The 25701-nt window shown below is 60.0% G+C and carries 25 protein-coding genes, 1 tRNA gene and 2 pseudogenes; 15 read left to right on the forward strand and 13 right to left on the reverse strand.

Translation table 11 applies throughout. The features are described from left to right. The first annotated feature begins 58 nt into the window (after positions 1 to 58). From ACZ9BX_RS04935 to ACZ9BX_RS04950, 4 genes are read left to right on the forward strand one after another with little or no spacing between them, the layout of a single operon-like run. Complete coding sequence (locus tag ACZ9BX_RS04935) at positions 59 to 1573, forward strand: sugar ABC transporter ATP-binding protein (RefSeq protein ID WP_476219899.1); 1515 nt, start codon at positions 59 to 61, stop codon at positions 1571 to 1573. After that, entirely contained in the window at positions 1566 to 2567 is a 1002-nt protein-coding gene (locus ACZ9BX_RS04940; protein ID WP_476216100.1) for an ABC transporter permease, read from the forward strand. The genes ACZ9BX_RS04935 and ACZ9BX_RS04940 overlap by 8 nt, the downstream gene beginning before the upstream one ends. Further along, the gene (locus ACZ9BX_RS04945; protein WP_476216102.1) at positions 2564 to 3559 is read left to right on the forward strand and encodes an ABC transporter permease; all 996 of its coding nucleotides are present in this window, start codon (positions 2564 to 2566) and stop codon (positions 3557 to 3559) included. The genes ACZ9BX_RS04940 and ACZ9BX_RS04945 overlap by 4 nt, the downstream gene beginning before the upstream one ends. Positions 3560 to 3564: 5 nt before the next feature. Next, positions 3565 to 4413: a sugar phosphate isomerase/epimerase family protein gene (locus ACZ9BX_RS04950; RefSeq protein WP_476216104.1), complete on the forward strand. Its 849-nt coding sequence runs from the start codon at positions 3565 to 3567 to the stop codon at positions 4411 to 4413. Positions 4414 to 4424: 11 nt separating this feature from the next. Here ACZ9BX_RS04950 and ACZ9BX_RS04955 read toward each other — a convergent pair. Next, positions 4425 to 4646: pseudogene (locus tag ACZ9BX_RS04955) on the reverse strand (hypothetical protein); the annotation flags it as partial. Between the two features lie 485 nt (positions 4647 to 5131). Beyond that, complete coding sequence (locus ACZ9BX_RS04960; protein ID WP_476216106.1) at positions 5132 to 5575, reverse strand: YybH family protein; 444 nt, start codon at positions 5573 to 5575, stop codon at positions 5132 to 5134. A 451-nt stretch (positions 5576 to 6026) separates the two neighbouring features. Between ACZ9BX_RS04960 and ACZ9BX_RS04965 the strand changes: the two genes are divergently transcribed. Continuing rightward, a complete protein-coding gene (locus ACZ9BX_RS04965; RefSeq protein ID WP_476216108.1) occupies positions 6027 to 6824 on the forward strand; it encodes a creatininase family protein in 798 nt (265 codons plus the stop codon). Between the two features lie 2 nt (positions 6825 to 6826). Here ACZ9BX_RS04965 and ACZ9BX_RS04970 read toward each other — a convergent pair whose 3' ends face one another. Further along, a complete protein-coding gene (locus tag ACZ9BX_RS04970; protein ID WP_476216110.1) occupies positions 6827 to 7777 on the reverse strand; it encodes a LysR family transcriptional regulator in 951 nt (316 codons plus the stop codon). Between the two features lie 183 nt (positions 7778 to 7960). Here ACZ9BX_RS04970 and ACZ9BX_RS04975 point away from each other — a divergent pair, with 183 nt between their 5' ends. The 6 genes from ACZ9BX_RS04975 (at position 7961) to ACZ9BX_RS05000 (ending at position 14024) form a co-directional block, all read left to right on the forward strand. Further along, the gene (locus ACZ9BX_RS04975; RefSeq protein WP_476216111.1) at positions 7961 to 8977 is read left to right on the forward strand and encodes an ABC transporter substrate-binding protein; all 1017 of its coding nucleotides are present in this window, start codon (positions 7961 to 7963) and stop codon (positions 8975 to 8977) included. Between the two features lie 75 nt (positions 8978 to 9052). Continuing rightward, positions 9053 to 9877 (forward strand): ABC transporter ATP-binding protein, encoded by an 825-nt coding sequence (locus ACZ9BX_RS04980; RefSeq protein ID WP_476216113.1) that lies wholly within the window; start codon positions 9053 to 9055, stop codon positions 9875 to 9877. Next, on the forward strand, positions 9877 to 10722 hold the full coding sequence (locus ACZ9BX_RS04985) for an ABC transporter permease (RefSeq protein ID WP_476216115.1): 846 nt from the start codon (positions 9877 to 9879) through the stop codon (positions 10720 to 10722). Before ACZ9BX_RS04980 ends, ACZ9BX_RS04985 begins: the two co-directional genes overlap by 1 nt. Further along, positions 10722 to 12035: a cytosine deaminase gene (locus ACZ9BX_RS04990; RefSeq protein WP_476216117.1), complete on the forward strand. Its 1314-nt coding sequence runs from the start codon at positions 10722 to 10724 to the stop codon at positions 12033 to 12035. Before ACZ9BX_RS04985 ends, ACZ9BX_RS04990 begins: the two co-directional genes overlap by 1 nt. A gap of 1 nt (position 12036) precedes the next feature. Further along, the gene (locus ACZ9BX_RS04995) at positions 12037 to 13446 is read left to right on the forward strand and encodes an FAD-binding oxidoreductase (protein ID WP_476216119.1); all 1410 of its coding nucleotides are present in this window, start codon (positions 12037 to 12039) and stop codon (positions 13444 to 13446) included. Further along, a complete protein-coding gene (locus ACZ9BX_RS05000; protein ID WP_476216121.1) occupies positions 13443 to 14024 on the forward strand; it encodes an NAD(P)H-dependent oxidoreductase in 582 nt (193 codons plus the stop codon). Before ACZ9BX_RS04995 ends, ACZ9BX_RS05000 begins: the two co-directional genes overlap by 4 nt. On the opposite strand, the gene ACZ9BX_RS05005 is transcribed toward ACZ9BX_RS05000, so the two are convergent. From ACZ9BX_RS05005 to metG, 4 genes are all read right to left on the reverse strand, one after another. Then, positions 14021 to 14410, reverse strand: a complete 390-nt coding sequence (locus ACZ9BX_RS05005; RefSeq protein WP_132568245.1) for a RidA family protein — start codon at positions 14408 to 14410, stop codon at positions 14021 to 14023. The genes ACZ9BX_RS05000 and ACZ9BX_RS05005 overlap by 4 nt on opposite strands. Positions 14411 to 14514: 104 nt before the next feature. Then, complete coding sequence (locus ACZ9BX_RS05010) at positions 14515 to 15345, reverse strand: MBL fold metallo-hydrolase (RefSeq protein WP_476216123.1); 831 nt, start codon at positions 15343 to 15345, stop codon at positions 14515 to 14517. A 4-nt stretch (positions 15346 to 15349) separates the two neighbouring features. Beyond that, positions 15350 to 16132, reverse strand: a complete 783-nt coding sequence (locus tag ACZ9BX_RS05015) for a TatD family hydrolase (RefSeq protein WP_476216125.1) — start codon at positions 16130 to 16132, stop codon at positions 15350 to 15352. Positions 16133 to 16141: 9 nt separating this feature from the next. Further along, positions 16142 to 17692, reverse strand: a complete 1551-nt coding sequence (gene metG, locus ACZ9BX_RS05020; RefSeq protein WP_476216127.1) for a methionine--tRNA ligase — start codon at positions 17690 to 17692, stop codon at positions 16142 to 16144. A gap of 238 nt (positions 17693 to 17930) precedes the next feature. Here metG and ACZ9BX_RS05025 point away from each other — a divergent pair, with 238 nt between their 5' ends. Next, positions 17931 to 18731, forward strand: a complete 801-nt coding sequence (locus ACZ9BX_RS05025; protein ID WP_132568252.1) for a sulfite exporter TauE/SafE family protein — start codon at positions 17931 to 17933, stop codon at positions 18729 to 18731. On the opposite strand, the gene ACZ9BX_RS05030 is transcribed toward ACZ9BX_RS05025, so the two are convergent. The 4 genes from ACZ9BX_RS05030 to ACZ9BX_RS05045 all read right to left on the reverse strand — a co-directional run bounded on the left by ACZ9BX_RS05030 (position 18732) and on the right by ACZ9BX_RS05045 (position 22920). Then, positions 18732 to 19757 carry a DNA polymerase III subunit delta' gene (locus tag ACZ9BX_RS05030; protein ID WP_476216130.1) on the reverse strand — a complete coding sequence of 342 codons (1026 nt, stop codon included), beginning with the start codon at positions 19755 to 19757 and terminating at the stop codon, positions 18732 to 18734. Then, positions 19750 to 20433, reverse strand: a complete 684-nt coding sequence (gene tmk, locus ACZ9BX_RS05035; protein WP_476216132.1) for a dTMP kinase — start codon at positions 20431 to 20433, stop codon at positions 19750 to 19752. Before tmk ends, ACZ9BX_RS05030 begins: the two co-directional genes overlap by 8 nt. A 135-nt stretch (positions 20434 to 20568) precedes the next feature. Beyond that, positions 20569 to 21762, reverse strand: a complete 1194-nt coding sequence (locus tag ACZ9BX_RS05040; protein ID WP_476216134.1) for a D-alanyl-D-alanine carboxypeptidase family protein — start codon at positions 21760 to 21762, stop codon at positions 20569 to 20571. A 72-nt stretch (positions 21763 to 21834) separates the two neighbouring features. Next, a complete protein-coding gene (locus ACZ9BX_RS05045; protein ID WP_476216136.1) occupies positions 21835 to 22920 on the reverse strand; it encodes a septal ring lytic transglycosylase RlpA family protein in 1086 nt (361 codons plus the stop codon). Positions 22921 to 23192: 272 nt separating this feature from the next. Between ACZ9BX_RS05045 and ACZ9BX_RS05050 the strand changes: the two genes are divergently transcribed. Continuing rightward, a tRNA-Ser gene (locus ACZ9BX_RS05050) sits at positions 23193 to 23282 on the forward strand. A 44-nt stretch (positions 23283 to 23326) separates the two neighbouring features. Here ACZ9BX_RS05050 and ACZ9BX_RS05055 read toward each other — a convergent pair. Then, positions 23327 to 23500, reverse strand: a pseudogene (locus tag ACZ9BX_RS05055) (transposase); the annotation flags it as partial. Between the two features lie 289 nt (positions 23501 to 23789). Here ACZ9BX_RS05055 and ACZ9BX_RS05060 point away from each other — a divergent pair. Beyond that, complete coding sequence (locus ACZ9BX_RS05060; protein WP_476216138.1) at positions 23790 to 23954, forward strand: hypothetical protein; 165 nt, start codon at positions 23790 to 23792, stop codon at positions 23952 to 23954. Positions 23955 to 24988: 1034 nt separating this feature from the next. Then, positions 24989 to 25243, forward strand: a complete 255-nt coding sequence (locus ACZ9BX_RS05065; protein ID WP_476216140.1) for a GlsB/YeaQ/YmgE family stress response membrane protein — start codon at positions 24989 to 24991, stop codon at positions 25241 to 25243. Between the two features lie 72 nt (positions 25244 to 25315). Here ACZ9BX_RS05065 and ACZ9BX_RS05070 read toward each other — a convergent pair whose 3' ends face one another. Continuing rightward, a complete protein-coding gene (locus tag ACZ9BX_RS05070; RefSeq protein WP_476216142.1) occupies positions 25316 to 25597 on the reverse strand; it encodes a hypothetical protein in 282 nt (93 codons plus the stop codon). Between the last annotated feature and the right edge of the window lie 104 nt (positions 25598 to 25701).

Genomic DNA, 25701 nt, shown 5'->3' on the forward strand with positions numbered 1-25701 from the left:
CCTGCCGGGCTGGCTTCGGCCGGCTCGGTGGCGCCCGGAAATTCCATAGGTTGATATGATGACCGCACCTGAAAGCCCAGAAGACGGCCCAAAGCCGCTGTTGTCGCTGCGCAACATCAACATGACCTTCGGCGGCGTCAAAGCGTTGAAGAACGTCAGCTTCGACGTTCTTCCAGGCGAGGTGCATTGCCTGGCGGGTGAAAACGGCTCCGGCAAGAGCACGTTGATCAAGATCATCACCGGCGTTTATCGTCCCCAGTCCGGTGCCGTCATCGAATATGACGGCCAGACCTATTCGCACATGTCGCCGGTAACGGCCCAAGCCGCGGGCATCCAGGTCATCTGGCAGGATCTCGCCTTGTTTCCGGAAATGACGGTTGCCGAGAACATCGCCTTCCAGACGGTGCTTGGCCGCTGGCCGCGGCCTGTCAACTATAACGGCATGCGGGAGACCGCGGTAAGGGCGCTTGCGCGGCTTGGCGTTGCTCTCGATGTGGATCTGCCACTGAAGGATTATGCGATCGCCCAGCGCCAAATCGTGGCAATCGCGCGAGCGCTCATCGGTGACGCTAAGCTGGTCTTCATGGACGAGCCAACCGCCTCGCTCACGCAATCTGAAACCGACCGTCTTATCGGCATTGTCCGGACACTCTCGGCTTCCGGCGTGGCCGTTGTGTTCGTCAGCCACCGGCTCGCCGAGGTGCTCGAGATATCGAGCCGGCTGACGGTCCTGAGAGACGGCGCGCTTGTCGGCGTCTATCCGGCAACAGGCATGACCCAGTCGCGCATCACCGAGCTGATGACCGGAAAGACTTTCGACCAGGCGCTCCGCGTCCGCGACGTTAGCCGCAATCCGGTGGTGCTGGAGGTCGATGGGCTCTCGCGGCCGGGGCAGTTCGAGGATATTTCCCTTAGCGTGCGGTGCGGGGAGACATTGGGTATTACCGGCCTGCTCGGCGCCGGCCGCACCGAGCTTGCGCTCTCCTTGTTCGGCATGCTCAAACCGAAAGCCGGAACGATCCGGCTTGAAGGCAAGCCGGTGCGTTTCTCCTCCAATCGCGAGGCCATCGCAGCCGGTATCGCCTATCTCTCCGAGGACCGGCTATCGCTCGGCCTCATTCAGCCTCAGTCGATCGCCGACAACCTGGTGATCGCGTCGCTTGACAGGATCATCTCCCGCGGGCTGTTGTCCGATTCCCGCAAGTGGGATCTCGTTGCCCGGTGGATCGCCGATCTCGGCATCAGGATCGGCAAGCAGGGCGATGCCGTTTCGACGCTTTCGGGCGGCAACCAGCAGCGCGTGGCCATCGCCAAGTGGCTGGCGACAAACCCGAAACTGCTCATTCTCGACGCCCCGACCGTCGGCGTCGATGTCGGTGCCCGCGCCGGCATCTTCGATATTGTCGCCAAGCTCGCCGACAGCGGCCTCGCGATCATCCTGATCTCCGACGAGGTCCCGGAGGTCTATTTCCACGCGGATCGCGTTCTGCATATGGCCAAGGGCCGTATCGTCAACAGGTTTACGCCGCGCGATTGCGCACTTCAGGACATTGAGGCTGCCGTCTATGCGTAACGCCGTTCAGTCCCATGCGACGGAATTTGCCCTGCTTGCGGTTATCGCAATCATCTGCCTCTTCCTGTCGATCGTCACCGACCGCTTCTTTTCGCTGGGAAACGCGTTCGACCTGCTCAACACCAGTTCCGTCAACATCATCTTCGCCGTTGGCTTGCTGGTCGTGCTGATTGCCGGTGGCATCGATATCTCCTTCGCGGTCGCCGCCTCCGTCGTTCAATACATCACCGCAATCTTGCTCGGCTGGGTAGGCGGCGGCAGTTGGGTGAGCGGACTGCTGATCGCCGGCGGGCTCGGAATCCTGCTCGGAGCCGTCAATGCCTTCCTGATCCACAAATTCCGGATCATTTCGATCGTTGTGACCATCGCCACCTTCAACATCTATTTTGGCCTGTTGATGTTCTTCACGCGCGGAGTATCGATCTACGATCTGCCGGACTGGCTGACCACGCGCATTATCCTGTTCGAGCACGAGATGGCCGACGGAAGCTGGATCGAGATCACGCTGCCGGTGCTAGTCATGCTCATCTGCGTCGCCGCCACCTGGCTGCTCATCACACGAACGACGACAGGACGGCAGCTCTATGCTTTCGGCGACAATCCGGAAGGCGCGCGCCGTTTCGGCATCAATATCGGCGCAATGCAATTCATCGCCTATGGCTGGCTTGGCCTGATGGCTGGTATCGGCGGCCTGATCCAGGCGCATTACGCGCAGGAAGTCGTCCCGAACGCGCTATACGGCCGCGAGCTCGACGTACTTGCCGCTGTGGTACTGGGCGGCGCCCGGCTCGGCGGCGGGAAGGGGTCGGTGCTCGGTTGCGTGCTGGGCGTGCTGCTCATCTCGATCACGCAGAATGGTCTCAATCTCGCAGGCGTCTCGCCCTATGCCTTCAAGATGATCGTCGGCGCCATTATTCTGGTTGCCATCACGCTGTCGAATGCACGCATTGAAAAGCTGCTGCCGTTCATGCGCCAGAATGGAGGCAGCAAATGACCGCAATCATCAGGCGCAGCAGGGCCGTCCTGGGGCCGGAAATGGCCGGGCCGGGATTTGCGCTCTTTGCGGTGGTGCTCTTCTTCGGCCTGGCGTCGCCTCAGTTCCTGAGTCGTGCCACCTTCGGCTCAGTCGCCTTCCAGCTGCCGGAGCTCGGGCTTCTCACGCTCGCCATGCTGCTGCCGGTGCTCACCGGCGGGCTCAATCTTGCCATCACCTTCACCGCCAACATTGCCGGATTGACGCTCGCCTGGGTGTTGCAAGTGAACGGCGGCGTGGATGCGGGACCCTTCGCCTTCTTCCTCGGCAGCCTGCTCGCTATCGGCGCGGGCGCGGCAAGCGGTGTCGTGATGGGGCTGGTGATCGCCTATACGCGCGCCCACCCGATCCTGGTGTCGCTGTCGATGATGATCTTCCTACGCGGGCTCGGCGAGTTCTTGACGCGCGGCGGCGATGTTTCCGGCTTCCCGGCCTACCTTGCTCCGCTCGGTCATGGCAGCGTGCTTGGTTTTCCGGTGCCGCTCCTCGTCTTCATCGGCTGTGTGGCGATCTGGCATCTGTTGCTGACGCGGATGAAGCTAGGCTTCAACACCTACATGATCGGCTCGAATATCGAGGCGACGCGATATTCGGGCGTCAGTACGCGCAAGGTCCTGGTGCTGGTTTATATGCTGTCTGGCGCCATGTGCGCGGTCGCCGGCATCATCATGCTCGCCCGGTTCAACTCGGTGCGCGTCGGTCACGGCGAATCCTACCTGTTGATCACCGTGCTTGCCTGCTTTCTCGGCGGCGTCAATCCGTTCGGCGGCTTCGGCCGGGTCATCCCCGTTTTCGTGGCGCTCGTCGTTCTGCAACTGCTCGCGTCCGGTCTCAACCTGATGGGCGCCAACCAGCATTTGGCGACGGCCGTCTGGGGCATCCTGCTCATCGCCGTGATGATCCTGCGCTACGCCGCGGGGCATCTAAAACTTCTCAACCGGAAAAAAGGATAAGGCCCATGGAAGGTTTTGGTGTTCATACCAGCATGTGGACCATGAACTGGGATCGCGCCGGCGCGGAAAAGGCGATTGCCGCCGCCGTTAAGTATGAGATGGACTTCATCGAGATCGCGCTCCTCAATGCCCCGGCCGTCGATGCGCCGCATACCAGGACTTTGCTGGAAAAACACAAGCTGCGCGCTGTCTGCTCGCTGGGCTTGCCGGAGAACGCCTGGGCGTCGGTTCGTCCCGACGCGGCGATCGACCATTTGAAGGTCGCCATCGATAAAACGGCGGAAATGGGCGCGGAAGCGCTTTCCGGTGTGATTTTCGGCGGCATCGGCGAGCGCACTGGCGTACCGCCGACGCAAGGCGAATACGACAATATCGCGCGCGCTCTGCAGGCAGCGGCCAAACATGCCAAGTCGAAGGGTATCGAATTGGGCGTCGAGGCGGTGAACCGTTACGAGAACCATCTGATCAACACCGCCCGCCAGGCGGTGGACATGATCGAGCGGGTCGGGGCCGACAATGTTTTCGTTCATCTCGACACCTATCACATGAACATCGAGGAGAAGGGTGCCGCCAACGGCATTCTCGTTGCCCGCGATCATCTGAAGTACATCCATCTTTCGGAAAGCGACCGCGGCACGCCAGGCTACGGCAATGTTCCCTGGAACGAGGTATACGCGGCGCTCGCCGCCATCGGCTTCAAGGGCGGGCTCGCGATGGAGAGTTTCATCAACATGCCGCCGCAGGTCGCTTACGGCCTAGCGGTCTGGCGGCCGGTGGCAAAAGACGAGGCGGAGGTGATGGGCAACGGTCTGCCGTTCCTGCGCAATAAGGCACGGCAATACGGCCTGATCTGACGCTGAGGCTATTTGCGCAGCTTGGCGCGCCGCTCGCGTGCGATCTCGTTCGCTGTTGCGCAATAATAGCCGTTGAGATTTTGTTTAATCCTCGAACGCGTTGCGGCGCAACTCGGGGAAAATCATCGAGCGATGCCGTCCGAGTTTCTCGGCAATCACATGACACTGATACCAGCCGTTCGCCAGCAGATAATCTCCCACGTCCTCAAAACGCGGGGAGAGTGACATTCCAACTTTGCAGAATCAGGACACTTTAACTTTGCGGCTACAAGCCAAAGTTGGATAATCTATCTTATGGAACCAAACCGCACTACCTTGCTTGAGCCTCGGGCCATAGCAACGATGTTGGCAGCAAACAGGCATTGTCCCGTCTGGCGAAGACAATCTACCGGAGACGATTGGTTGGATTCGTCCAATCAAACGACTACCCATGATTGGCGACAGGATTATTAGGACGATGATTCAGAGGACTCGTTCAGAGATCCAGCAAAGACTTCAGCTCGGTGTTTGATCAAAGGCTCCAATCACCTTGTCGAAAACATGGTCTAGCGCTCGCCCATACGGCAACCGTAAATCGGGCCGTGCCTCTCAGCAACTCGTGTTGAGTCCATGGACTGGCAGCACAGACGGCAATCTCGCGTTGCTTCGGCTCGGCATGGCTGCCCTGGTCCCAGTTCGGCGACGATGTTGGCGGCCCAACCGCGCTCGAGCTCGCGCTTTAGGGCTTTAGGTCGACCAGCGCCCGTCCGCTCCCATCCATGGCGAAGGGAACGGAGGCATGCTGGTGGGCCACCAACCAGCGCCCGTCGCGCTTCACGAGGCCGAGGGTCTGGCGAAACCAGAGATCCACCTCGGCGCCATCGGTCTTCGTTCCCGTGATATGCAGCAAGCCGCTCCAGAAAGCGACGTCTCCGCCGACCGTTAGCTTGGCATCGTGCACGTCGCTGCCGATCGGTCCTTCCCATGTATCGAACCAGTCCTGAAGGCCCGCCTCGTCCTTGCCGTGGTAGACGAGCGGTGGCGCCAGCGAAAATTCGACGGAATCCTCGGTCTCGTAGGTGAGCGCGTCCTTGGCATTCTTATCGCCGAGCGCGGAGGCACGTATCATCAGCATGGCGATAATCGTTTCCTCCTCAACGTTGGGATTGGTCTCTTCGGTCATTTGTGATCCTCCTGTTCGTGAACCAAGGACGATCGGAGGAATGACAATCCGACATCGTCATCCACGAAAGCTCGGGATCGAAGCTATAATATTGGTCTCGCCGGCGGCGGATTGTCGATCGCTGGCGAAATTGGCTCGATCACCTTCTCAATTCGGCAGGCAGAGAGCCATTTGTAAGGCGGGACGCCCGTAGTCTCCTTGACCTCAGGAAATATCCTGGCGACAGGCCACACTCTGCGGCAATCAGTGTAAGCGACACGGTTGCGAGTTCGTTCTCGGAGATTGTATGGGTGGACGCGACGGGCACCATGTCGACCAGTCATAGTCCCATTCTCAAGCCGTATTCACCGCACCTCTCACAAAAAGGCATCGGCGCTGGCGCAAATTGATGCTTTTCGCGCGCTGCACGATTTCCTACTCAGTGTCTAAGAGTGCAAGGAAGGAATGCGGAATGGCGACGCCATTTTATTGGAACGAGCTCAATACCTATGATTTCGCCGCGTTACCTCCCGATACGACCATAGCCATTCTGCCGATCGCGTCGACGGAGCAGCACGGCCCGCATCTCCCGATTGCCACCGATGTCGCCATCGCTAACGGCATGCTCTCGGAGCTGAAAAGGGAGCGGCCGGAAGACCTCGACATATTGGTGCTGGCGACGCAGGAGATTGGCAAGGCGAACGAACATATCTATGGCCCGGGCACGCTCTCGCTTGGGGCTGAGCTTTTGATCCCCGTCTGGACCGCGATCGGTGCGAAGGTCGCCGCAGCCGGGATCCGCAAGATGGTGATCGTCAATTCGCACGGCGGCAATCTCGACGTCATGAGCATCGTCGCCCGGGAACTGCGCGTACGTTACCAGATGGCCGTTTTGTCGACGCAATGGGGCCGATTCGGCCATCCGGACGGCATGATCAGCGAACATGAAACGAAGTACGGCATTCACGGCGGCGAGGTGGAGACCTCCCTGATGCTGCACTTCCGGCCGGACCTGGTGCGCATGGACAAGGCGCAGAATTTTATCTCGAAGGCGGAATGGATGCGGGAACAGTCGAACTATATTCAACCCCTGCCCCCGCACTCTCTTGCCTGGATCGCCCATGATCTCAATCCATACGGCGTCGTCGGCGACGCCTCGCGCGGTACCGCGGAAAAAGGCGCGGCCATCTGCAGCCATCAGGTGAAAGGCTTCATCGAGATGCTCTATGATCTGAAGCGCTATCCGCTTTCAAATCTTTACGCGATGTAGGATCAATTCGCGGCCGACTTCTCCGACGCGATATGGCCTTTGACCTGAAGCTCCTGCACAAGTCCTGCGAGCTCGGCCAGCAGGTATTCGACGAAGAGGCTCGTTGCCGCATCCAGCGGCGCGCGGGCGCGCGCGAACAGCTTCATCGGCTGCTGGCGCGCATGCGGCTCGGCGATCGGCCGGAAGACGAGGTCGCCGTTTCTGCACTCGGTGATGACGTCGAGCGGGTTCAGCATCGTCAGCCCTGCCCCGGATTTCACCAGTTTCTTGAGCATCTCCGAAGCGTTGGTTTCGAGAACCGGCTCGACGTGGACGTCGAGCCGGGCAAAAGCCAGATTGATCACGTCACGAAGACTGGTGCCCTGTTGTGCCAGCACCAGCCGCTCCTGCACCACCTCCGCCAGATTGATCGGGCCGGGGGCGATCAAACGATGCCCCGGCGGCAGGACGACGCCGATCGGGATATCGAAATTCCCGAGCGTGCGAATACCGGGTGTCGGGGGAATATTGAAGCCAAGGCCGATATCCACCTCGCCCGACAGCACAGGATTGACGGTCATCGTGCCGGCATCGTTCCTGATTTGGAAGAAGACGCGCGGATGCTCCGATTGAAAGCGGCTGATGATTTCCGCGAGCGGCCCGGCGGCAAGCCCGACCGTCGTTACCAGCCGCACCTTGCCCGCCTGCTGCATCCTGAGACTGCGAATGCGGCCCTCCAGGCGATCGTAGTTCTTCAGAACTTCGCGAATGTGTTCGATGCACAGTTCGCCGGCCGCTGTCAGCCTCAGGCCGCGCGGCAGGCGCTCGAAGAGCGGAGCACCCATTTCCTCCTCCAGCGCCAGGATCTGCCGGTTGATGGCGGACGAAGCGACGTTCAGCCGCGCCGCCGCCTTGCGGATGGAGCCCGACCGGGCGATTTCGTTGATGTAGAGAAGTTTTCTGGAATGCAGCATCGCGCCCTCGGTGCATCAATTTTAGGCACGCAGCACAAATTAGGCGCGCGCGCTGTTTGAGATGCCAAAAAGGCATCGTTGCGCACGAATTTTGATGCTTTTCAAAGAGCATTGCAATCGCTCAAATGAAGAAAATGGGACGCTGATTGCGGCGATCCCTGGCACCAAAGGGGAATGTCGAACATGTCCAATGCACTGAAAAATATTGCATTCACCGTACTCCTTGGTCTAGGTGCTGCAATTGCCGCGGCCTCATCAGGCTACGCGCTCGACAAGGTGACTTATGGCACCAATTGGCTGGCGCAGGCCGAGCATGGCGGCTTCTATCAGGCGATTGCTGACGGCACTTACGAGAAGTATGGTCTTGATGTCAGCATCATTCAGGGCGGCCCGAACGCGGCAAACAGTGCGCTGCTGATCTCCGGCAAGATCGACTTCTACATGGGCGGCTCGCAGGGCGAAATCACGGCCGTGGAGCAAGGCATTCCGTTGGTGGATGTCGCGGCCATCTTTCAGAAGGACCCGCAGGTGTTGATCGCGCATCCGGACGCCGGCGTCGAGACGTTCGAAGACCTTGCCAAGCTGAAGACGCTCTTCCTCGGCAAGGACGGTTACCTGACCTACTTCGAGTGGATGAAGGCAAACTACAAGGGCTTCAAGGACGAACAGTACAAGCCGTACAACTTCAACCCCGCGCCGTTCATTGCCGACAAAGAGTCTGCACAGCAAGGTTACCTGACGTCCGAACCCTACGAAATCCAGAAGCAGACGGGCTGGGAGCCGAAGGTGTTTCTGCTCGCGGACAACGGTTACACGCCATATTCCACGATGATCACAACGACGCAGACGATGATCGACAAGAAGCCGGACGTCGTCCAGCGCTTCGTCGATGCGTCGATCGAGGGCTGGTACAGTTATCTCTACGGCGACAACAGCAAGGCGAATGAACTGATCAAGAAGGACAATCCGGAAATGACGGATGGCCAGATCGCCTATTCTATCGCCAAGATGAAGGAATTCGGCATCGTCGAATCCGGCGAGGCTCTGGACAAGGGCATCGGCTGTATCACCGACGCCCATTATAAGAAATTCTTCGAGGGAATGGTTGGGATCAAGATCTTCAAGGCGGACACCGACTACACGAAGGCCTTTACGACGAAATTCGTGTGCAAGGGCAGCGGCATGGCGCTGAAGAAGTAAGCCTGCGCTCGCTTTGTGATGGCCTGCCGCGTCCAAGCGTCAGGCTGCACCGTCTTCGAACGAAGAGAACCCGCAATGCCCCTAGCCGAAATCCAGACGGCGCCGCTCAAGGAAAAACGCAAACGGCCGCTGGTTGCCATGCAATCCGTTTCGAAGGTCTTCTCCAGCGGAACGGTCGCGCTTTCCGGCATGTCGCTCACCGTCGAGAACGGCGAGTTCATCAGCCTGCTCGGCCCTTCGGGTTGCGGCAAGTCGACGGCGCTTCGCATCATCGCTGGCCTTGGCGACATCACGTCCGGAACGATCGACTGGCCGAGTTCGCGCATCAACGCTAAAGGATTGCCGGAGGGCGATATCGGCTTCGTTTTCCAGGAACCGACGCTGATGCCGTGGAAAAGCGTCTTCGGCAATGTCTATCTGCCGCTGAAGCTGCGCGGCGTCTCGAAGACGGCGGCCCGCGATCAGATCATGAGCGCGCTCGCGACCGTTGGCCTGCGGGACTTCGCCGAAGCCTACCCACGTGAGCTCTCCGGCGGCATGAAGATGCGCGTCTCGATCGCCCGTGCTCTGGTAACCAAGCCGAAGCTGCTCCTGATGGACGAGCCTTTCGCGGCGCTCGACGAGATCAGCCGCCAGAAGCTAAACGACGACGTGCTGCAGCTCTGGAAGATGACCGGCATCACTGTGATCTTCGTCACGCATTCGGTGTTCGAGTCCGCCTATCTTTCCAGCCGCATCGTCGTCATGAAAGCGCGCCCTGGCCGGGTCCATGCGGACCTCCCGCTTGTGACAAACCGGGAACGCGACGCCCATTATCGCACCTCGGAGGAATACCGGCGGGCCTGCGAAACAGTCTCTTACTCGCTGATCGGAGCAATCAACGCGGCAAAGGAAGATTGATGAGCACGGACACAGCCGAGGCCCTCGCGCCGTCGATCTCCAATACAGTCAATGCCAAGCGGCGTGATCTGGTTCTCAGGATCGCGGTTCCCTTCATCGCCATCGTCGTTCTGGTCGTCATTTGGGGGCTTTACGTCACACTCTCTGGTGTTCCGCCCTATATTCTGCCCGGGCCGCTCGCCGTTGCCAACGCCTTTGTCGCGGATTGGGGAACATTGGCCCCTGCCCTTTGGGTCACGACCAAGGTTACCTTCATGTCGCTGATGCTGGCGCTGGTCGGCGGCGTCGGCTTTGCGATCTTCCTTGTGCAATCCCGCTGGATCGAGATCGCCTTCTATCCGCTCGCGGTGATCCTGCAGGTGACGCCGATCGTGGCGATCTCGCCGCTCATCCTGATCTACGCACCATCGACGCAAGTTGCACTGTTGATCTGTGCCTTCCTCGTCGCCTTCTTCCCGATCCTCTCCAACATGGTTCAGGGCCTGAAGAGCGTCGATCACAATCTGATCAACCTCTTCGAACTCTATGGCGCCTCGCGTTGGCAGACGCTGCTTTATCTGAAACTGCCCGCAGCTCAGCCTTATTTCATGACCGGCCTCAGGATCGGCGGCGGACTTGCGCTGATTGCCGCCGTGGTGGCGGAATTTGCAGCAGGCTCGGCAGGTGCCGGTTCCGGCCTTGCCTTCCGCCTGCTCGAGGCCCAGTACCGCTTGAACATACCCCGGCTCTTTGCGGCGCTGCTGATGCTGTCGATGCTCGGCGTCGCAATCTTCGCCGTCACGTCCTTCATCTCGTGGCTTAGCCTGCATCGCTGGCATGAAAGCAGCCTGAGGCGCGAAAACTGATGACCTATTCCTTCATCTCGCCTCCCAATGCCGGCCGCTTCGTGCTGAGCAATGCGACGCTTCCGGCAGCCGCTGTTGGCGGTTATGACGCGCCGGCCGAAGAGGGACTGGTCAGAGCCGATATCGTCGTCGCCGACGGTCTGGTTTCCGCCGTTCTGCCGCCAGGCGAAGCACCGGCAGACTATGCAAAGTCTGACCTCAAGGGCGGCATGGTTTGGCCGTGCTTCGCAGACATTCATACGCATCTCGACAAAGGACATATCTGGTCGCGCAATGCCAATCCCGACGGCACCTTCATGGGGGCGTTGGAAGCCGTGCGCTCCGACCGCGAGGCATACTGGTCCGCCGCCGACGTCAGGAAGCGCATGGAATTCTCGCTGCGGTCCGCCTATGCCCACGGCACTAGCCTCATCCGTACCCATCTCGATTCCATCGCGCCGCAACACCGAATTTCGTTCGATGTCTTCGATGAGCTACGGGAGGCCTGGAGGGACAGGATTACGTTGCAGGCCGTCGCACTCTTCCCGATGGAATTCATGGTGGATGCCGCCTACTTTGCCGATCTCGTGACGGTGGTTCGCGAAAAAGGCGGGCTGCTTGGCGGGGTCACGAGGACTGGGCCTGACCTCGTCTGGCAACTCGATACGCTGTTTCGAACCGCGGCGGACAATGGACTCGATGTCGACCTCCATGTCGACGAGACCGACGATCCGGGCGCGGAAACGCTGAAGGCAATCGCCGAGGCGGTGATCCGCAACGGCTTTCAAGGCAATGTCACAGCCGGCCACTGCTGCTCGCTCGCCCGGCAGGATGACGGTCTCGCCCGGAGGACTGTTGACTTGGTCGCCAAAGCTGGCCTCTCGATCATCTCGCTTCCGATGTGCAACCTGTATCTGCAGGACCGCTATCCTGGGAGGACACCGCGCTGGCGCGGAGTGACGCTCTTCAAGGAGCTTGCCGCAGCCGGCGTCAAGACCGCCGTCGCCTCCGACAATACCCGCGATCCCTTCTATGCCTACGGCGACCTTGATCCGGTCGAAGTGTTCCGCGAGGCGGTGCGCATCCTGCATCTCGATCATCCGCTGGATACCGCCGCCCGCGTCATCACCACCTCGCCGGCGTCGATCGTCGGCCGCCCGGATACCGGCCGCATCGCTGCGGGAAGCCCCGCCGATCTCGTCCTCTTCAGCGCCCGGCGCTGGAGCGAATTCCTTTCCCGTCCGCAGTCTGACCGCGTCGTGCTTCGACGCGGCAAGGTGATCGACCGCAGCCTGCCGGATTACCGTGAACTCGATAGCATCGTTGGAGCCTGACATGCCGGACTACGAGAAGATCAAAAAGGAACTTGCAGGCATCGCCGTTGAGGACAATCCGGCGCTCGTGCGCCAGAAGAGCCGCGATTTCTATTGGTACTCGCCTATCCTGAAGGCGCAGCTCGACAGTGTGACCGCCGATCTCGTCGTCACCCCGAAGAGCGAGGAGGAGGTCATCCAGACGCTGAAGGTCGCCTTCGCGCATGGCGTCCCGGTGACGCCGCGCGGCGCCGGCACAGGCAATTACGGCCAGGCCATGCCGCTTTCCGGAGGCATCGTGCTCAACCTTGCGGCCATGGACAAGATCAAGGAAATCCATCCGGGACGCGTCATCTGCGAGCCCGGCATCGTCATCGCCCAGTTGGACAAGCAGACGAAGGCCCATTCCGGTCAGGAACTGCGCTTCCATCCGTCGACGGCGCAGACGGCGACGATCGGCGGCTTCATTGCCGGCGGCTCCGGTGGCGTTGGCTCGATCACCTGGGGCGGACTGCGCGACCTCGGCAATATCCTGCGGCTGCGCGTCGTCACCATGGAAGCCGAGCCACGGGTGCTCGACCTGACGGGGTGGGACTTGCAGAAAGTGAGCCATGCCTACGGCACCAACGGTATCATCACCGAGATCGAAATGCCGCTCGCGCCGGCCTACGACTGGGCGGATGTGCTGGTCGGCTATGACGACTTCATGGCGGCCGTCCGCTTCTCCGATGCGCTCGCACGGTGCAACGGCATCCTCGTCAAGGAGATCGCGCCGATTGCCGCTCCGATCCCGCAAGACTATTTCACCCGCCACAGACCCTACATTCGCCAGGACCAGTCGGTCGTCGTCCTGATGATCGCGCCGCATTCCATGGATGCATTCCTCGCCTTTGCTGCATCACAGAAGGGTGAGATCATCTTTCGCTCCGACAAGGTAGAGAGCATGCGGGGCATTCCGCACGCCTACGAGCTTGCCTGGAACCATACGACGCTGCGCGCGCTGAAGATCGATCCGACTTTCACCTATCTGCAGGTGCAGTATCCGGGACCGGATCATGTCGAGAAGGTTCAGAAGATGGTCGAAATCTTTGGCGACGAAGTGCCTGGGCATCTCGAATTCATCAGGTTCGATGGCCAGATTCAGTGCTCGGGCTTGCCGCTGGTGCGTTACACGACGGAAGAGCGCCTCGAAGAAATCATCCACATACATCAGGATCACGGCTGCCCGATCTTCAACCCGCACCGCTATACGCTGGAGGAAGGCGGCATGAAGCGCACCGACAAGATTCAGCTTGCCTTCAAGCATGAGACCGACCCGAAGGGACTGCTCAATCCAGGCAAGATGATCGCCTGGGAGAATCCCGATTTCGACTTCTCGGCAGGCAAGAATTATTTGTTCCCGGGTCTTTCCAGCGTCATGGAGCCCTCGTGAGGGTTCTTGTCCTTCATTCGCATCCGGTTGAGGAAAGCTACGGCGCCGCCCTTTACCGGCAGGCAGTCGAAAGCCTCACGAAGGCCGGACACGAAGTTGACGGCTGCGATCTCTATGCGGAGAGTTTTGATCCGGTGCTCTCACGCCATGATCGCCTCGCCTATCACGACTATCCGGACAATATTGCTTTGGTGAAACCCTATGTCGATCGGCTCAAGCAGGCGGAAGGACTTGTCATCGTCACACCGGTTTGGAATTTCGGATTTCCGGCAATCCTGAAAGGATATTTCGATCGCGTGTGGCTGCCGGGCGTATCTTTCGAACTGGTTGATGGCAAGGTCGAATCCCGGCTCCGCCATATCGGCAAACTTGGAGCCGTCCTGACTTACGGCGCCACGCCCTTCCGTGCCTTTGTGGCAGGCAACCCGCCAAAGAAGATCGTCAAGCGCGTGCTGCGCGCCCAGATAAACCCGCTGAAGCCAGTCACCTTCCTTGCCCACTATGACATGAACAACTGCACGGCGGAGACCCGCGCAAATTTCCTCGAAAGGGTGAAGACCGCCATGGAGGGGTTCTAAAAGACCTTGGCGGCCGTTACCTCCACTTCCACCAAGAATTCCGGCCGGGTGAACCCGCCGACGATGATGAGCGTCGACGTCGGCTTTGGGTCGGCTGTATAGCGGTCCCGCACGGCCATATAGGCCGGAAAGTCCTCGCGCCGCGTCAGGAAGCCAGAAATGCGGATGACATCAGCAAAGCTCATATCCGCGTCTTCAAGGATGGCCTTGATCGCCTCGAAGCACAGTTCCGCCTGCGCCGTCACACCCTTGGGCACATTGTCGTCGAGACCGATCCCGAGTTGGCCGGATGTCACCAGCAGCGAAGCACCAGGCGGCATCATCAGGCCGTGATTATAGTTTCCGAAGGGTCGGCGAACCGACGGCGGATTGAAAATCTTCGTCATGGAAGAGCCTTTTTTCAAACCCAATCCGTTATAAAGGAAATCGTCGCTATTCCAAGTGCTTGAAGGCCTCGATCGACGTTCCGGAAGGCCTGGAAGCCCCTCCTCTAAATCGCGCGAAACTCGTCCAGTTCGATCTCGAACTGCATCTGATCATAGGCAGGCACAACATGATCCGGCGTCTCGGCCATCAAGGTGTCGTAGTCGAGTGGCGTATGCATATGTGTCAGGATTGCCCGCTTCGGCCTCAGCCGCCCGATCCAGTCTAGCGATTGCTCAAGCGACAGATGGCTCGGATGGTAGCGATACTGCAGGGCGTCGATGATGAGGGTGTCGAGACCTTGAAGTTTTTCTATAGTCTCCGGCGGAAAGTCACTGATATCGCTGCAATAAGCGACATCGCCTATTCTGAAGCCGAGCGAGTGGATATCGCCGTGCTGCTGCAGATGCGGCCTGAACGGAATCGTGCCGCCGGCGCCGCTGATGGCGATCGGTGTCTCGATATCCTCGATCAGGATCGGTTCGACGATTGGCGGATAGTTGCTGCCGGGCGGCGTTTCGATGCAGTAGCTGAAGCCCTGGCGAATGCGGTCCATCGTGAATGGATTGGCATAGATTGGCACGCGCTGCTGGGCGTTGTGAAAATAGCCGCGCAGATCGTCGATGCCGTGAATATGGTCGGCATGCGGATGCGTATAGAGCACGGCGTCGATGTGCTCCACCTTGGCGGCGATCATCTGTTCGCGAAAGTCCGATCCGGTATCGATGACGACGGTCGTGACCCCGCCGTTGTCGTCGTATTGCTGTACCATGAAGGCTGCGCGCGTGCGGCGGTTCTTCGGGTTGGCCGGATCGCAGGCGCCCCAATCGCCCGTGATGCGCGGCACGCCGGGCGACGACGCGCAGCCGAGAATGGTGAAGCGCCGCCGGTAACGCACGCGGCTAGACCTTCGGCATCTTCGAGAAGAGCCGCAGAGCGTTCTCGGTGGTGATCCGCGCCATCTCGGCGTCGCTGACGCCGAGCGTTTCAGCCAGAATCTCGGCGGTATTCACCACATACGACGGCTCGTTGCGCTTGCCGCGCCAGCGCTTAGGCGCAAGGTAAGGCGCGTCGGTTTCGACCAGCAGCCGGTCGTGCGGAACCGTTTTGGCGATCGCGCGCAACTCCTCGGATTTCGGAAAGGTGAGGATGCCCGAGAAGGAAATGTAGCCGCCGAGTTCGACGCCGGTTCGGGCAAGCCCGGGGCCGGCCGAGAAGCAATGGAGAATGAAGGGGAACGCCCCCTTCCCGGTCTCCTCTGTCAGGATCGCCGCCATGTCCTCGTCGGCGCTACGGCTATGGATCACCAGCGGCAACTGCGTTTCGCGGGCGGCAGCGATGTGGCGCAAAAAGCCGGTCTTTTGGTCCTCCGGCTTCTGGGTGTCGTAGAAGTAATCGAGCCCAGCCTCGCCGATCGCGACGATCTTCTCATGGGCATTGGCGAGGCGCACGAGATCTTCGGTCTGAATCTCGAGCTCCTCATCCGCATTGTTCGGATGCGTGCCGACGGAGCAGAAGACCGAGGGATATTTCTCGGTGATCGCGAGCAGCTTTTCGAGCTTCCGCACCCGCGTCGAGATCGTCACCATCTGCTTCACGCCGGCCTGATGCGCGCGCGACACGATGTCATCGCGCTCCTCCTCGAAATCGGCGAAATCCAGATGGCAATGCGTATCGATCAGCATGGCAGACCCTCAGGCTTCCGGCGCCACATAACGCGGGAAGACAGGCTTCGGAGCCTCCAGCGGCGTTCCGGGAACAAGGCGTCCGGCTTCGCCCAGTGCCGCGAAATCGCGCCTATCCGCAGGTGCGGCGACGAGGTCGAGCAGCTTGCCCGCCGATTCCGGCATGAACGGCTGCAGCAGGATCGCAATCTGGCGGACGACCTCAGCCGCCACATAAAGCACGGTGCCCATCCGCGTCGGATCGGTTTTCTTCAGCGCCCACGGTTCCTGGCCTGCAAAATAGCGGTCGGTTTCCGAAACAACAGCGATGATGGAAGCGAGCGCCCTGTGGATCATCTGCTTGTCCATATCGTTGCGCGTGGAGGCAAGCAGCGCGTCGGCCTGAGCCAGCATCGCCTTGTCCTCGTCCATCAGCTGCCCGCATTCCGGAATCTGGCCGTCGCAGTTCTTGACGATCATCGACAGCGAGCGGCTCGCGAGATTGCCGATGCCGTTCGCAAGATCGGAGTTGATCCGCGTGCCGATCGCCTCTTCGCTATAGCTGCCGTCCTGACCGAAGGAAACCTCGCGCAGGAAGAAATAGCGCACCTGATCGAGACCGAAATGGTTCACCAGATTGACGGGATCGACGACATTGCCGACCGACTTCGACATCTTCTCGCCCTTGTTGAGCAGGAAGCCATGCGCAAAGACCCGCTTCGGCAGTGGCAGCTTTGCGGACATCAGGAAGGCTGGCCAATAGACCGCGTGGAAGCGGATGATGTCCTTGCCGATGACGTGAACGCTGGCCGGCCAGTATTTCGCCCTCGGGCCGTTCGGATCCTGGAGATAGCCGGTCGCTGTGATGTAATTGGTCAGCGCATCGACCCAGACATACATGACGTGCGCCGGATCGTTGGGCACCCTGATGCCCCAATCGAAGGTCGTGCGCGAAATCGAAAGGTCTTTCAAGCCGGACTTGACGAAGGAAATCACTTCGTTGCGCCGCTCGGCCGGGCCGATAAAATCGGGATTATCCTCATAGTGCTTGAGGAGCTTGTCCTGGTATTCAGAAAGCTTGAAGAAGTAGCTTTCCTCCTGCACCCATTCGACTGGCGTGCCCTGCGGCCCGTAGCGCACGCCGTCGGCGCGAAGCTCCGTTTCGTTTTCCTGGTAATAGGCCTCGTCGCGCACCGAGTACCAGCCGGCGTAGGAATCCTTGTAGACATCGCCGTTTTCCGCCATCAGGTTCCAAATGTCCTTGGAGGCCTCGTGGTGGCGAGCTTCCGTGGTGCGGATGAAATCGTCGTTCGAGGCGTTCAGCAGCTTGGCCATCGCCTGGAACTCACCGGAGTTGCGGTCGGCAAGCTCCTGGGCGGTGATGCCCTCCGCGCGTGCCGTCTGCTGCATCTTCTGGCCGTGCTCGTCGGTGCCCGTCAGAAAGAAGACATCGCGGCCATTAAGGCGCTGAAAGCGTGCCATGGCGTCCGTCGCGATCAGCTCGTAGGCATGGCCGATATGCGGCTTGCCGTTCGGATAGGAAATCGCGGTGGTGATGTAGAAAGGCGTCTTGTCTGTCATGGCGGCCATCGTGTCCGGCTTGCTCTCTCGAAATATCAGCCGCTCTTAGCGCATGTCATGGAGAAGAGAAACACTAAGTTTCGAAAGCGACGGTGATTTAGCCGTTTGCCGGAGTGCTGAACTTGACTCGCTTTCTGCCACATTCTAGGCCTTGCGAAACTAAAGAACGGGGCGCAATCGACGTGAGATTTCCAGCAGCGGACAAAAGCCGTCTCTCTGTCCGTCAGAGGCCCGTCGCTTGACGTTTCTCGAAAATTTTCAGCCGCTCTATTCGCTTTCCGGCTTTTTCGTCGGCGCGCTTGTCGGCATCACCGGCGTCGGCGGCGGCTCACTGATGACGCCGCTGCTCGTCCTGATTTTCGGCGTCCATCCGGCAACCGCGGTCGGCACCGATCTGCTTTATGCCGCCGTCACCAAGACGGCGGGCACGGCGGTTCATGGCATGCATGGCCGCATCAACTGGCGTGTTGTCGGTGCGCTGGGCGCGGGCAGCGTTCCGGCAGCGCTTCTGATGCTCTGGCTGATGGCAGGCGTCGACCGCAAGAGCGTCGAGGTTGCCCATACGATTACCGTTGCACTTGGCTGGCTGCTCGTCATGACAGCGGTGATGCTTGTCTTCCGGGCGCAGATCCTCGCATTCGCCCGCCGGGTCACCGGCGAGCGCGCCCCGCCCCGCCCGGCGACGATTGTCATTCTCACCGCCGTCCTCGGACTGGCGCTCGGCATCCTCGTCACGCTGACATCGGTCGGCGCCGGTGCACTGGGCGTGACGATCCTACTTGTCCTTTATCCGCGGCTCGATGTCCGCGAAATCGTCGGCTCCGATATCGTCCATGCGGTGCCGCTGACGCTGATCGGCGGCATGGGCTACTGGATCATCGGAGAGATCGACTGGCCACTGCTGATTGCGCTGCTGATCGGTTCGATTCCGGGCATCATCGCCGGCAGTCTCCTGGCGCCGAAGCTGCATGAACGCACGATCCGCATCGTTCTTGCGCTCACGCTTGTAATCGTCGCGTGGAAGCTGCTCACAGGCTGATCAGGGCCCCGGCTGCTTGATATCGCTGAGAATACTGAGGATCGTCTGCTTGCGGTCGAGATTGTAAGCGTCGGAAACGGCAAGCCGCTCGTTGATATCGGATTGCAGCCGTGCCAGCCGTTCGGCGGCGGAAAGCTGCCCTACGCGCGCCGCTTGGCGCGCCCGGCTCATCAGATCGTCGCCGACATGGCTCGTGAAGAACTCGAAGATCGTGTCGCTATCCTTGCCGGACAAGGCATCGGCCAGGCGATGCATCGCCTTTCGAGCCGTCGGACCTTGAGCCGACAGGACCTCGTTGTAAGCCGCGATGATCTCGCCGCCGCCGTAATTCAGAAGCTTCAATGCCTCCCCGACGCTTCCCTTCGCCGCCGATAGCATCGAGGTATCGCTGCCGGTTACGCCGAGAGTGGCGAGCGCCGCGCCCAAAGCGCTATTATCCAGCGGCGAAAGCCTGAGCGGGAGACAGCGGGAACGGATCGTCGGCAGAAGTTTGCCCGGTGCATGCGACAGCACGAGGAAAAGCGCCCGTTTCGGCGGCTCCTCGAGAATTTTCAGGATGGCGTTCGCCGCGTTGCGGTTCATGTCGTCTGCCGGATCGATGATGACGATGCGCCAGTTGCCTGTTCCGGAAGTCTGCGAGAAGAAGCGTCCAGCGCGCCGCACCTCGTCCACCGTGATCGCCGACTTCACCTTGCCTGTCTTCTCGTCGACGGGACGGGAAAGATAGAGCAGGTTATGCGACGCCCCTGATGCGATCTGGCGGCTGACGGAAGAGGCTGGGTCGGGATCGCCGATCGCTGTAGGCGCCATTGCCGGATCGGGATTCGACAGAACGTGGTTCGCAAAGCGAAAAGCCAGCGTTGCCTTTCCGATCCCCTCCGGCCCCTCGATCAGGACCGCGTGATGGCCTTTGCCGGAGCGGTAGGATTGCGAAAGAAAGGTTTGTGCGCCGTCATGCCCGAAGAGTTTCGTGTTTTCGGCCGGCCAGATGGCGCCGTCCAGAAGTCCCGGTCGCTCGTCACTCATGCGCGGCCTCCGGCATCTTCGCGGCGGCAACGGGTGCAAGAAGCTGGTTGACGATCGCGAGAATTTCCGCGGCAATCGCCTCTTCATCCTGCGTCGCGTTGACGACGTGGCACCGTTCCGGTTCGCGCGCGGCTATGTCGAGATAGGCTTCGCGGCGTTTTTCGTGGGTTTCGAGTTCGTCCTTTTCGAAGCGGTCCGGTCCGCTGGCCGTTGCCGCACTGCGCTTCTTTACTCGCTCCAGACCAAGCCTTGCTGGAATGTCGAGGATCAGCGTGCAATCCGGCACGACGCCGTTGACGGCAATCCGCTGCAGCGTCTCGATGAAATCCGCCTCGAGATTGCCCGTCACGCCCTGATAGACGCGCGAGGAATCCATGAAGCGGTCGCACAGCACGATCTTGCCCTGAAGAAGCGCTGGGTGAATCACCGCCTCGACGTGATCGTTGCGGGCCGCGGCAAAGAGAATGGCTTCCATGCGCGTGCCGAAGGCTTCCGCGGCGCCGGACAGCAACACATGGCGCACGGCTTCGGCACCGGGCGAGCCGCCGGGTTCCCGCGTCAGCAGAACCTCGTGGCCGCGCGCCCTCAGCGCTTCCGCCAGCCGGCGGATCTGCGTGGACTTCCCAGCCCCTTCCCCGCCTTCAAACGTAACGAACAATCCCGTACCGGATGACAATGACACATTCCCGCATTCTTCAGCGCCCGCGCCACTGGGCTTTCTTCCTATCTATCCGAAGACAAGCTCAAGCGAAACCGTCAGGCTGGACACCTTCCGTTCCTTCCCCGGCAATTTAGGCAATGAATATGGCGATCAGGTGGGTTCGGCCGTGTCCCAGAGCCATGAGAAGAGCAGCGATTCGCCGAGCTCCAGAAGCGCATCGACCGCCCGGCTCGTCAGCGAACCCTGCTCGACGCCTTGTGCGGTATAAAGCGGCACTTCGCGCAATATGCGGCCGCCCGCCGAGATGACCAGCGTGCCCGCTTCGGCATCGGCAGCAACGGGCGCCGTCAGCGGCCAGCGATAGACGATCCTCGCTGAGAGCCTGTCAGGATTGCTTACCGGAATGTAGACACTGACGGGCCCCTTCGCGACGAGGTCCACTTTTCCGGTCTGGCCGCCATAGACGCTGGCCGCGCCGACGATTTCCTTGTCCGCGAACAACTGACGATCCTCGAAAGCCGTCTGCCCCCATTCCAAGATGCGCTTTGCCTCCTCGGTCCGTTCCTTGTCGGAAGCAATGCCACCGAGCGCCAGGAAGAGCCGCTTTCCGTCGCGCTCCGCCGAGGCGACGATCGAATATCCCTCGCCCTCGGCAAAGCCGGTTGCCAGCCCGTCGGCGCCAAGCCCTAAGCCGAGCAAGGGATTGCGGTTGCGCTGGAAAATCTTGTTCCACTCGAAATCTGGCTGCGCGAAATAATGATAATATTCGGGGTAGGATTGCTGCAGATCGACCGCGAGCGTTACCAGGTCACGCGCGGACACCTTGCTTTTGCCGTCTGGCAGGCCGGTGGAGTTAGTAAAGATCGATTTCTGCATGTCGAGCGTCTGCGCCCGTCGCGTCATTGCGGCAGCGAAATTGCCCTCGGTGCCGCTCATCCCCTCCGCAAGGATGATGCACCCGTCGTTCGCGCCCTGGACGGCAACGCCCTTGATCAAGTCCTCGACGCGAATATGGGATTTCAGCGCTGCGAACATCGTTGCCGTCCGCGATGGTGCGCCTCCCGTGCGCCAGGCATATTCGGAAACCGGATATTCGGTATCGAGCGTGATCTCGCCCTTCTTCAGTGAACCGAAGACCAGATCCATCGTCATCAGCTTTGCCAGCGAGGCAGGTGAGAAGCTCTGCTCCTCATTCTTCGCAAGCAGCACCGTTCCGGTCGATGCCTCGATCATATAGGCCTGTGCGGCCTTGGTCACAAAGCCGGCGGGCGCGGTTTCGGCAGCGTTGGATGGCGAAGCGAAGGGCAGAAGGCACGCACACAGACGAAGCAGACGCTTCAACATCGAGGCTCCATGAGATCGAAGGTTCGACTCTGGACGTTAGAGGCAGCGCGCGGCGCGCGCAATCGCTTCCAATCAGGGTGCGATCTGTTTTGCCTGCTGGCGCTTGAAAGAGGCGAGGATCGAATCCTGCGTCAGACCGTCATTGCGGACCATGACGGCGTCGAAGGCGAGCTCGACGGTCACCGTCTTCTCGTCCTCGCCCTGGTAGCCCATGGCAAGCGAACCGCCCTGCCCGTAGCCGTAAGGGCGCTCATAGGGAATGGGTCCAATCTGCGGCAGCACGACCATCTGCTCGAACGCCCGTCCTGAATTGCCGAAGGTCGGAGATGGTATGGGCACGGGTGCCGCATTGTAGCGCGCGCTTGGCGTCGAGCCGCCGTAGGCCGTCGCGGACATAGGCACCGGCACCTTAGACTGATCGACGGTCAACGTGCCAAGGCTCTGCAGTTGATCGCCGGTGATCTTCTTGCTGTTCGACGCGACCATCACGCCGGTTGCGATCTGCCCTCCCGGATTGACGGCCGGAACCCGGCTTCCCTTCGGCACGTAGGATGCCATCAGGTAAGGCATGTCGTGCCCATCCATGCGCGCCTTGCCGACATATTGCACGCGCACCTTGCCGGTGCCGCTGTGCTGCAGGTCGAGCATGTTCGCCGTCTTGTTGGAAAGGTCGATGATGCGGCCTTCGTGATAGGGGCCGCGGTCGTTGACGCGCACGACCACCGACGAGCCGTTTTCGAGATTGGTGACACGCGCATAGCTCGGCAGCGGGAAGGTCGGATGCGCGGCGGAAAGGTGCATCTGGTCGTAGACCTCGCCGTTTGCCGTCAGCCGGCCGTGAAATGCGGAGCCATACCACGATGCGACGCCCACCGTGCTATAGGCGAAGTCTTCCTTGGGATAATACCACTTGCCTTTGACCTCGTAAGGGTTACCGACGATGTAGCGCCCGCCGCCCTTCGGTATGTTGGCGCCGCTGGCAACGCGCGGGCTTGCTTTGACGCCATATTCCTTTTCGGAGAAATATTCCTTGCCGTGAGCGCGCTTCTTCGGCGCCTGCGAAGCCGTACCGCAAGCCGTGACGGTGGCGCACATCAGCGCCAGCGCGAGCCACCGCGTACCCACTGCGAAAGAGGCCGCCCCGTATTCCAGTCTCATATGTCCCACGCCGCCCAAGATCGTATGGTTAAGCAACTGCCCGATGACGGGCCAATATTGCCTACGCCCACTCACCTAACGAGACTTTAACTCGGCGGCCGTCATGGCGAATTTGCGAAATGATTTCGCGGCGATAGCAACAATTTTAATGATTATGGTTTACAGAACGCTAACGGCGCTTCGCTCAACCGTTAACCGGCCGGTCTTCCGGCCGCAGATTTTTCCGCCCCACCCTTGCATTGGCCATGCCCTTTGCGCCATAAGGCGCACAAGGAAGAGTGTCCGAGTGGTTTAAGGAACCGGTCTTGAAAACCGGCGTGCGGGAAACCGTACCGTGGGTTCGAATCCCACCTCTTCCGCCATCCAGAACATGGTCCATACCCGAGACATCGGTAACAGATCGTACCTAAGACATGGGTGACAACCTCGTGCCGAACGGGTTGTCGATGGTTTGCAAAGTCCTCTGCTCCAGGTCGATATATCCCAGATCACAATGCATGAAGCTGGCGAACCATATGTGGTCTTCGACCTGTTTGATTCCGACGGTCTGGCCGGCGAAGACCTGGCTCAAGTTGATCTTCGCCGGCGTTTGCACGTCCGGCTCGGGATTATAAGCTGGTTCAGCGCAATAGCGGCAGCTGCCGTAGCGTACTTCTTCCTCTGCCGCCAGATTCGCCGGCAGCACGCTGAAAACACCATGAGTGTCTTTCACCGACCCGAGGAATAAACGAGATGAGCGACGCCACTTTCGGCGGCCAGGTCCGCGATCGAGGTGTGCCAGCGTCGGAGATAAGCTGACAGCCGGTCGCCCGATAACTTACGCACGCCTTCCGGATGACGTTTTCGCAGCCAATGCGGACCTCGCACACATGGCTAAGAGCTTGGAAGATGGCCCGCTGGCAGAACGTGTCGATCTAAACGCCATGCGGGAGATCAATCCAGAAATCCTCTCTTTCCGATCTTGGCTTGCCGGGAGCGGACGCCAGGCGCTCGTTCACGCCTTGGGGACAAGTGCTGCCCACCAGCCGATGTAGCAGTGTTTTGGTGGCTTCGGCTCAGTAAGTACAAAGGCAAGCAAGTTTGCGTGACCGTCGAGATTTTAGCGATCGCTGCCGCCGCTTCGGCATGCGAGCGATCGCAGAAGCAAAGGCGCAAAGGCGGGCGAAAACGCCTGCCAATAAGGTGTTCATGGACAGAATGTGACTGCTTAGTTGCGCAACCACGCAGGTCCGCGTTCCAGCGAGCAACGCCAGAAGCGGACTGGGGGCTTCCCACCGGTTTAAGCAATTTTGCTCGCAGCTCTATTTAGGAGGGTCATGGAGGGCCATAGCGTAGACGTAGTTCTTCGTTTCGCCGTTCTCGGCTCCCCAGTCCTATATGATTTTGTTGCATAATTTATGATTTTCCCGAAAATCATGTGGTTATCATAATCCCCGCATCCCTATATCTTACGATATCCGGACTCATTGGCGCCCTATATGGGTTGTATGTCCTTGAGCGCCTGTCGGGCGCTCGGATTTGGAGCGGGTCGTAGCGTCGGCGGGGGCGCAAGCTTCGACCCGCTCTTTCTTCTCGCAACGGAGTGCGCCTATGTTTTGGGACTTCATTACGATCGCAGCGATTTTCGCCGCCCTCTTTCTTGTGCGAGAGGCGCAAATCGTGCTCGTCAAGGCCCGCCTGTCGAACTGGCGCAGCTTCACCTTCCGCTGAGCGGACACACTTTTATCGATCGGCGACAACGCGGACATCCCCGAGCGCTGCGGCGCCTTTCGGCCGTCCATGCGGAAGAAAGCTGCCTACAATCGAAATTCCACGCCTAACTGCCTGTTAATATTTGGCTTGCTCCGCAAGGCGAATGATTTATCTTTTCGACTCACGGGGTTGAGTAGAAGCGTGAGACAAGAGTTTGAGCGTGAAGCCGGGTCGCAGTGCTTGCGCGCTCCGGCCTGATTTTTCAGTTGGTTAGCTTACGTGCTTCATATGCCGGTAACATTGCTACCCTGACCCGGCAAGGAACGTTTCTGCAGTTTTGCGTTCATTTTATTGCTTCTCTAGGAGGGAGATCACAATGGAAGGCGAAGGCGTAGGTTGGATTGCGGCCATCATCATCGGCGGTATCGCTGGCTGGTTCGCGGAAAAATTCATGCGCAGCAATATGGGCGTGCTCATGAACATCGTTCTCGGCATCGTCGGCGCGATCGTTGCCAATTTCATTCTCGGCGTTTTGAATATCCAGCCGCTCGTAGGCTGGCTCGGATACCTGATCACCGGCTTCATTGGCGCCTGCATTCTTATTGCGCTCGGACGCCTCGTACGACGCTGATTTCAATCGCGCAAAAGCCGGGACCACAGCTCCCGGCTTTTTTGTTGCACGTTTGCATATTGCCGCGCTGTTTCAGCGGCGGCTCATCAGGCCGAAGACGTAGGCAATGCCGGCGGTTACGGCGAGTGCGAAGATTGGCTCTTCACGCACTTTCTCGCGCACGCGCTCGGTCATGACAGAAGCCTCGTCGGCAACGGCGGTCTTTGCGCCCTGCCCCAAGGCGACGACGCTCTCGGACAGCCGTGCCAAATCATCACGCAATGCAGCGACCTGAGCGGAAAGATCGTCTGCTGCGATTTCCGCCTTCACGCGTGCGCCCGTCGTTTGTCCGGAGGCGGTCTTGAGTTCGGCCATTGTCTGCTCCTCTTTTTGCGGATGCGGCTTCAACGAAGTGAGGGCCGAAAGGTTCCCTGCACCGCTTCATTTCTTAAACGCGATCGCCTTCCAGTACTCTCTCC

The organism is Rhizobium sp. USDA 3886, from assembly GCF_056279785.1.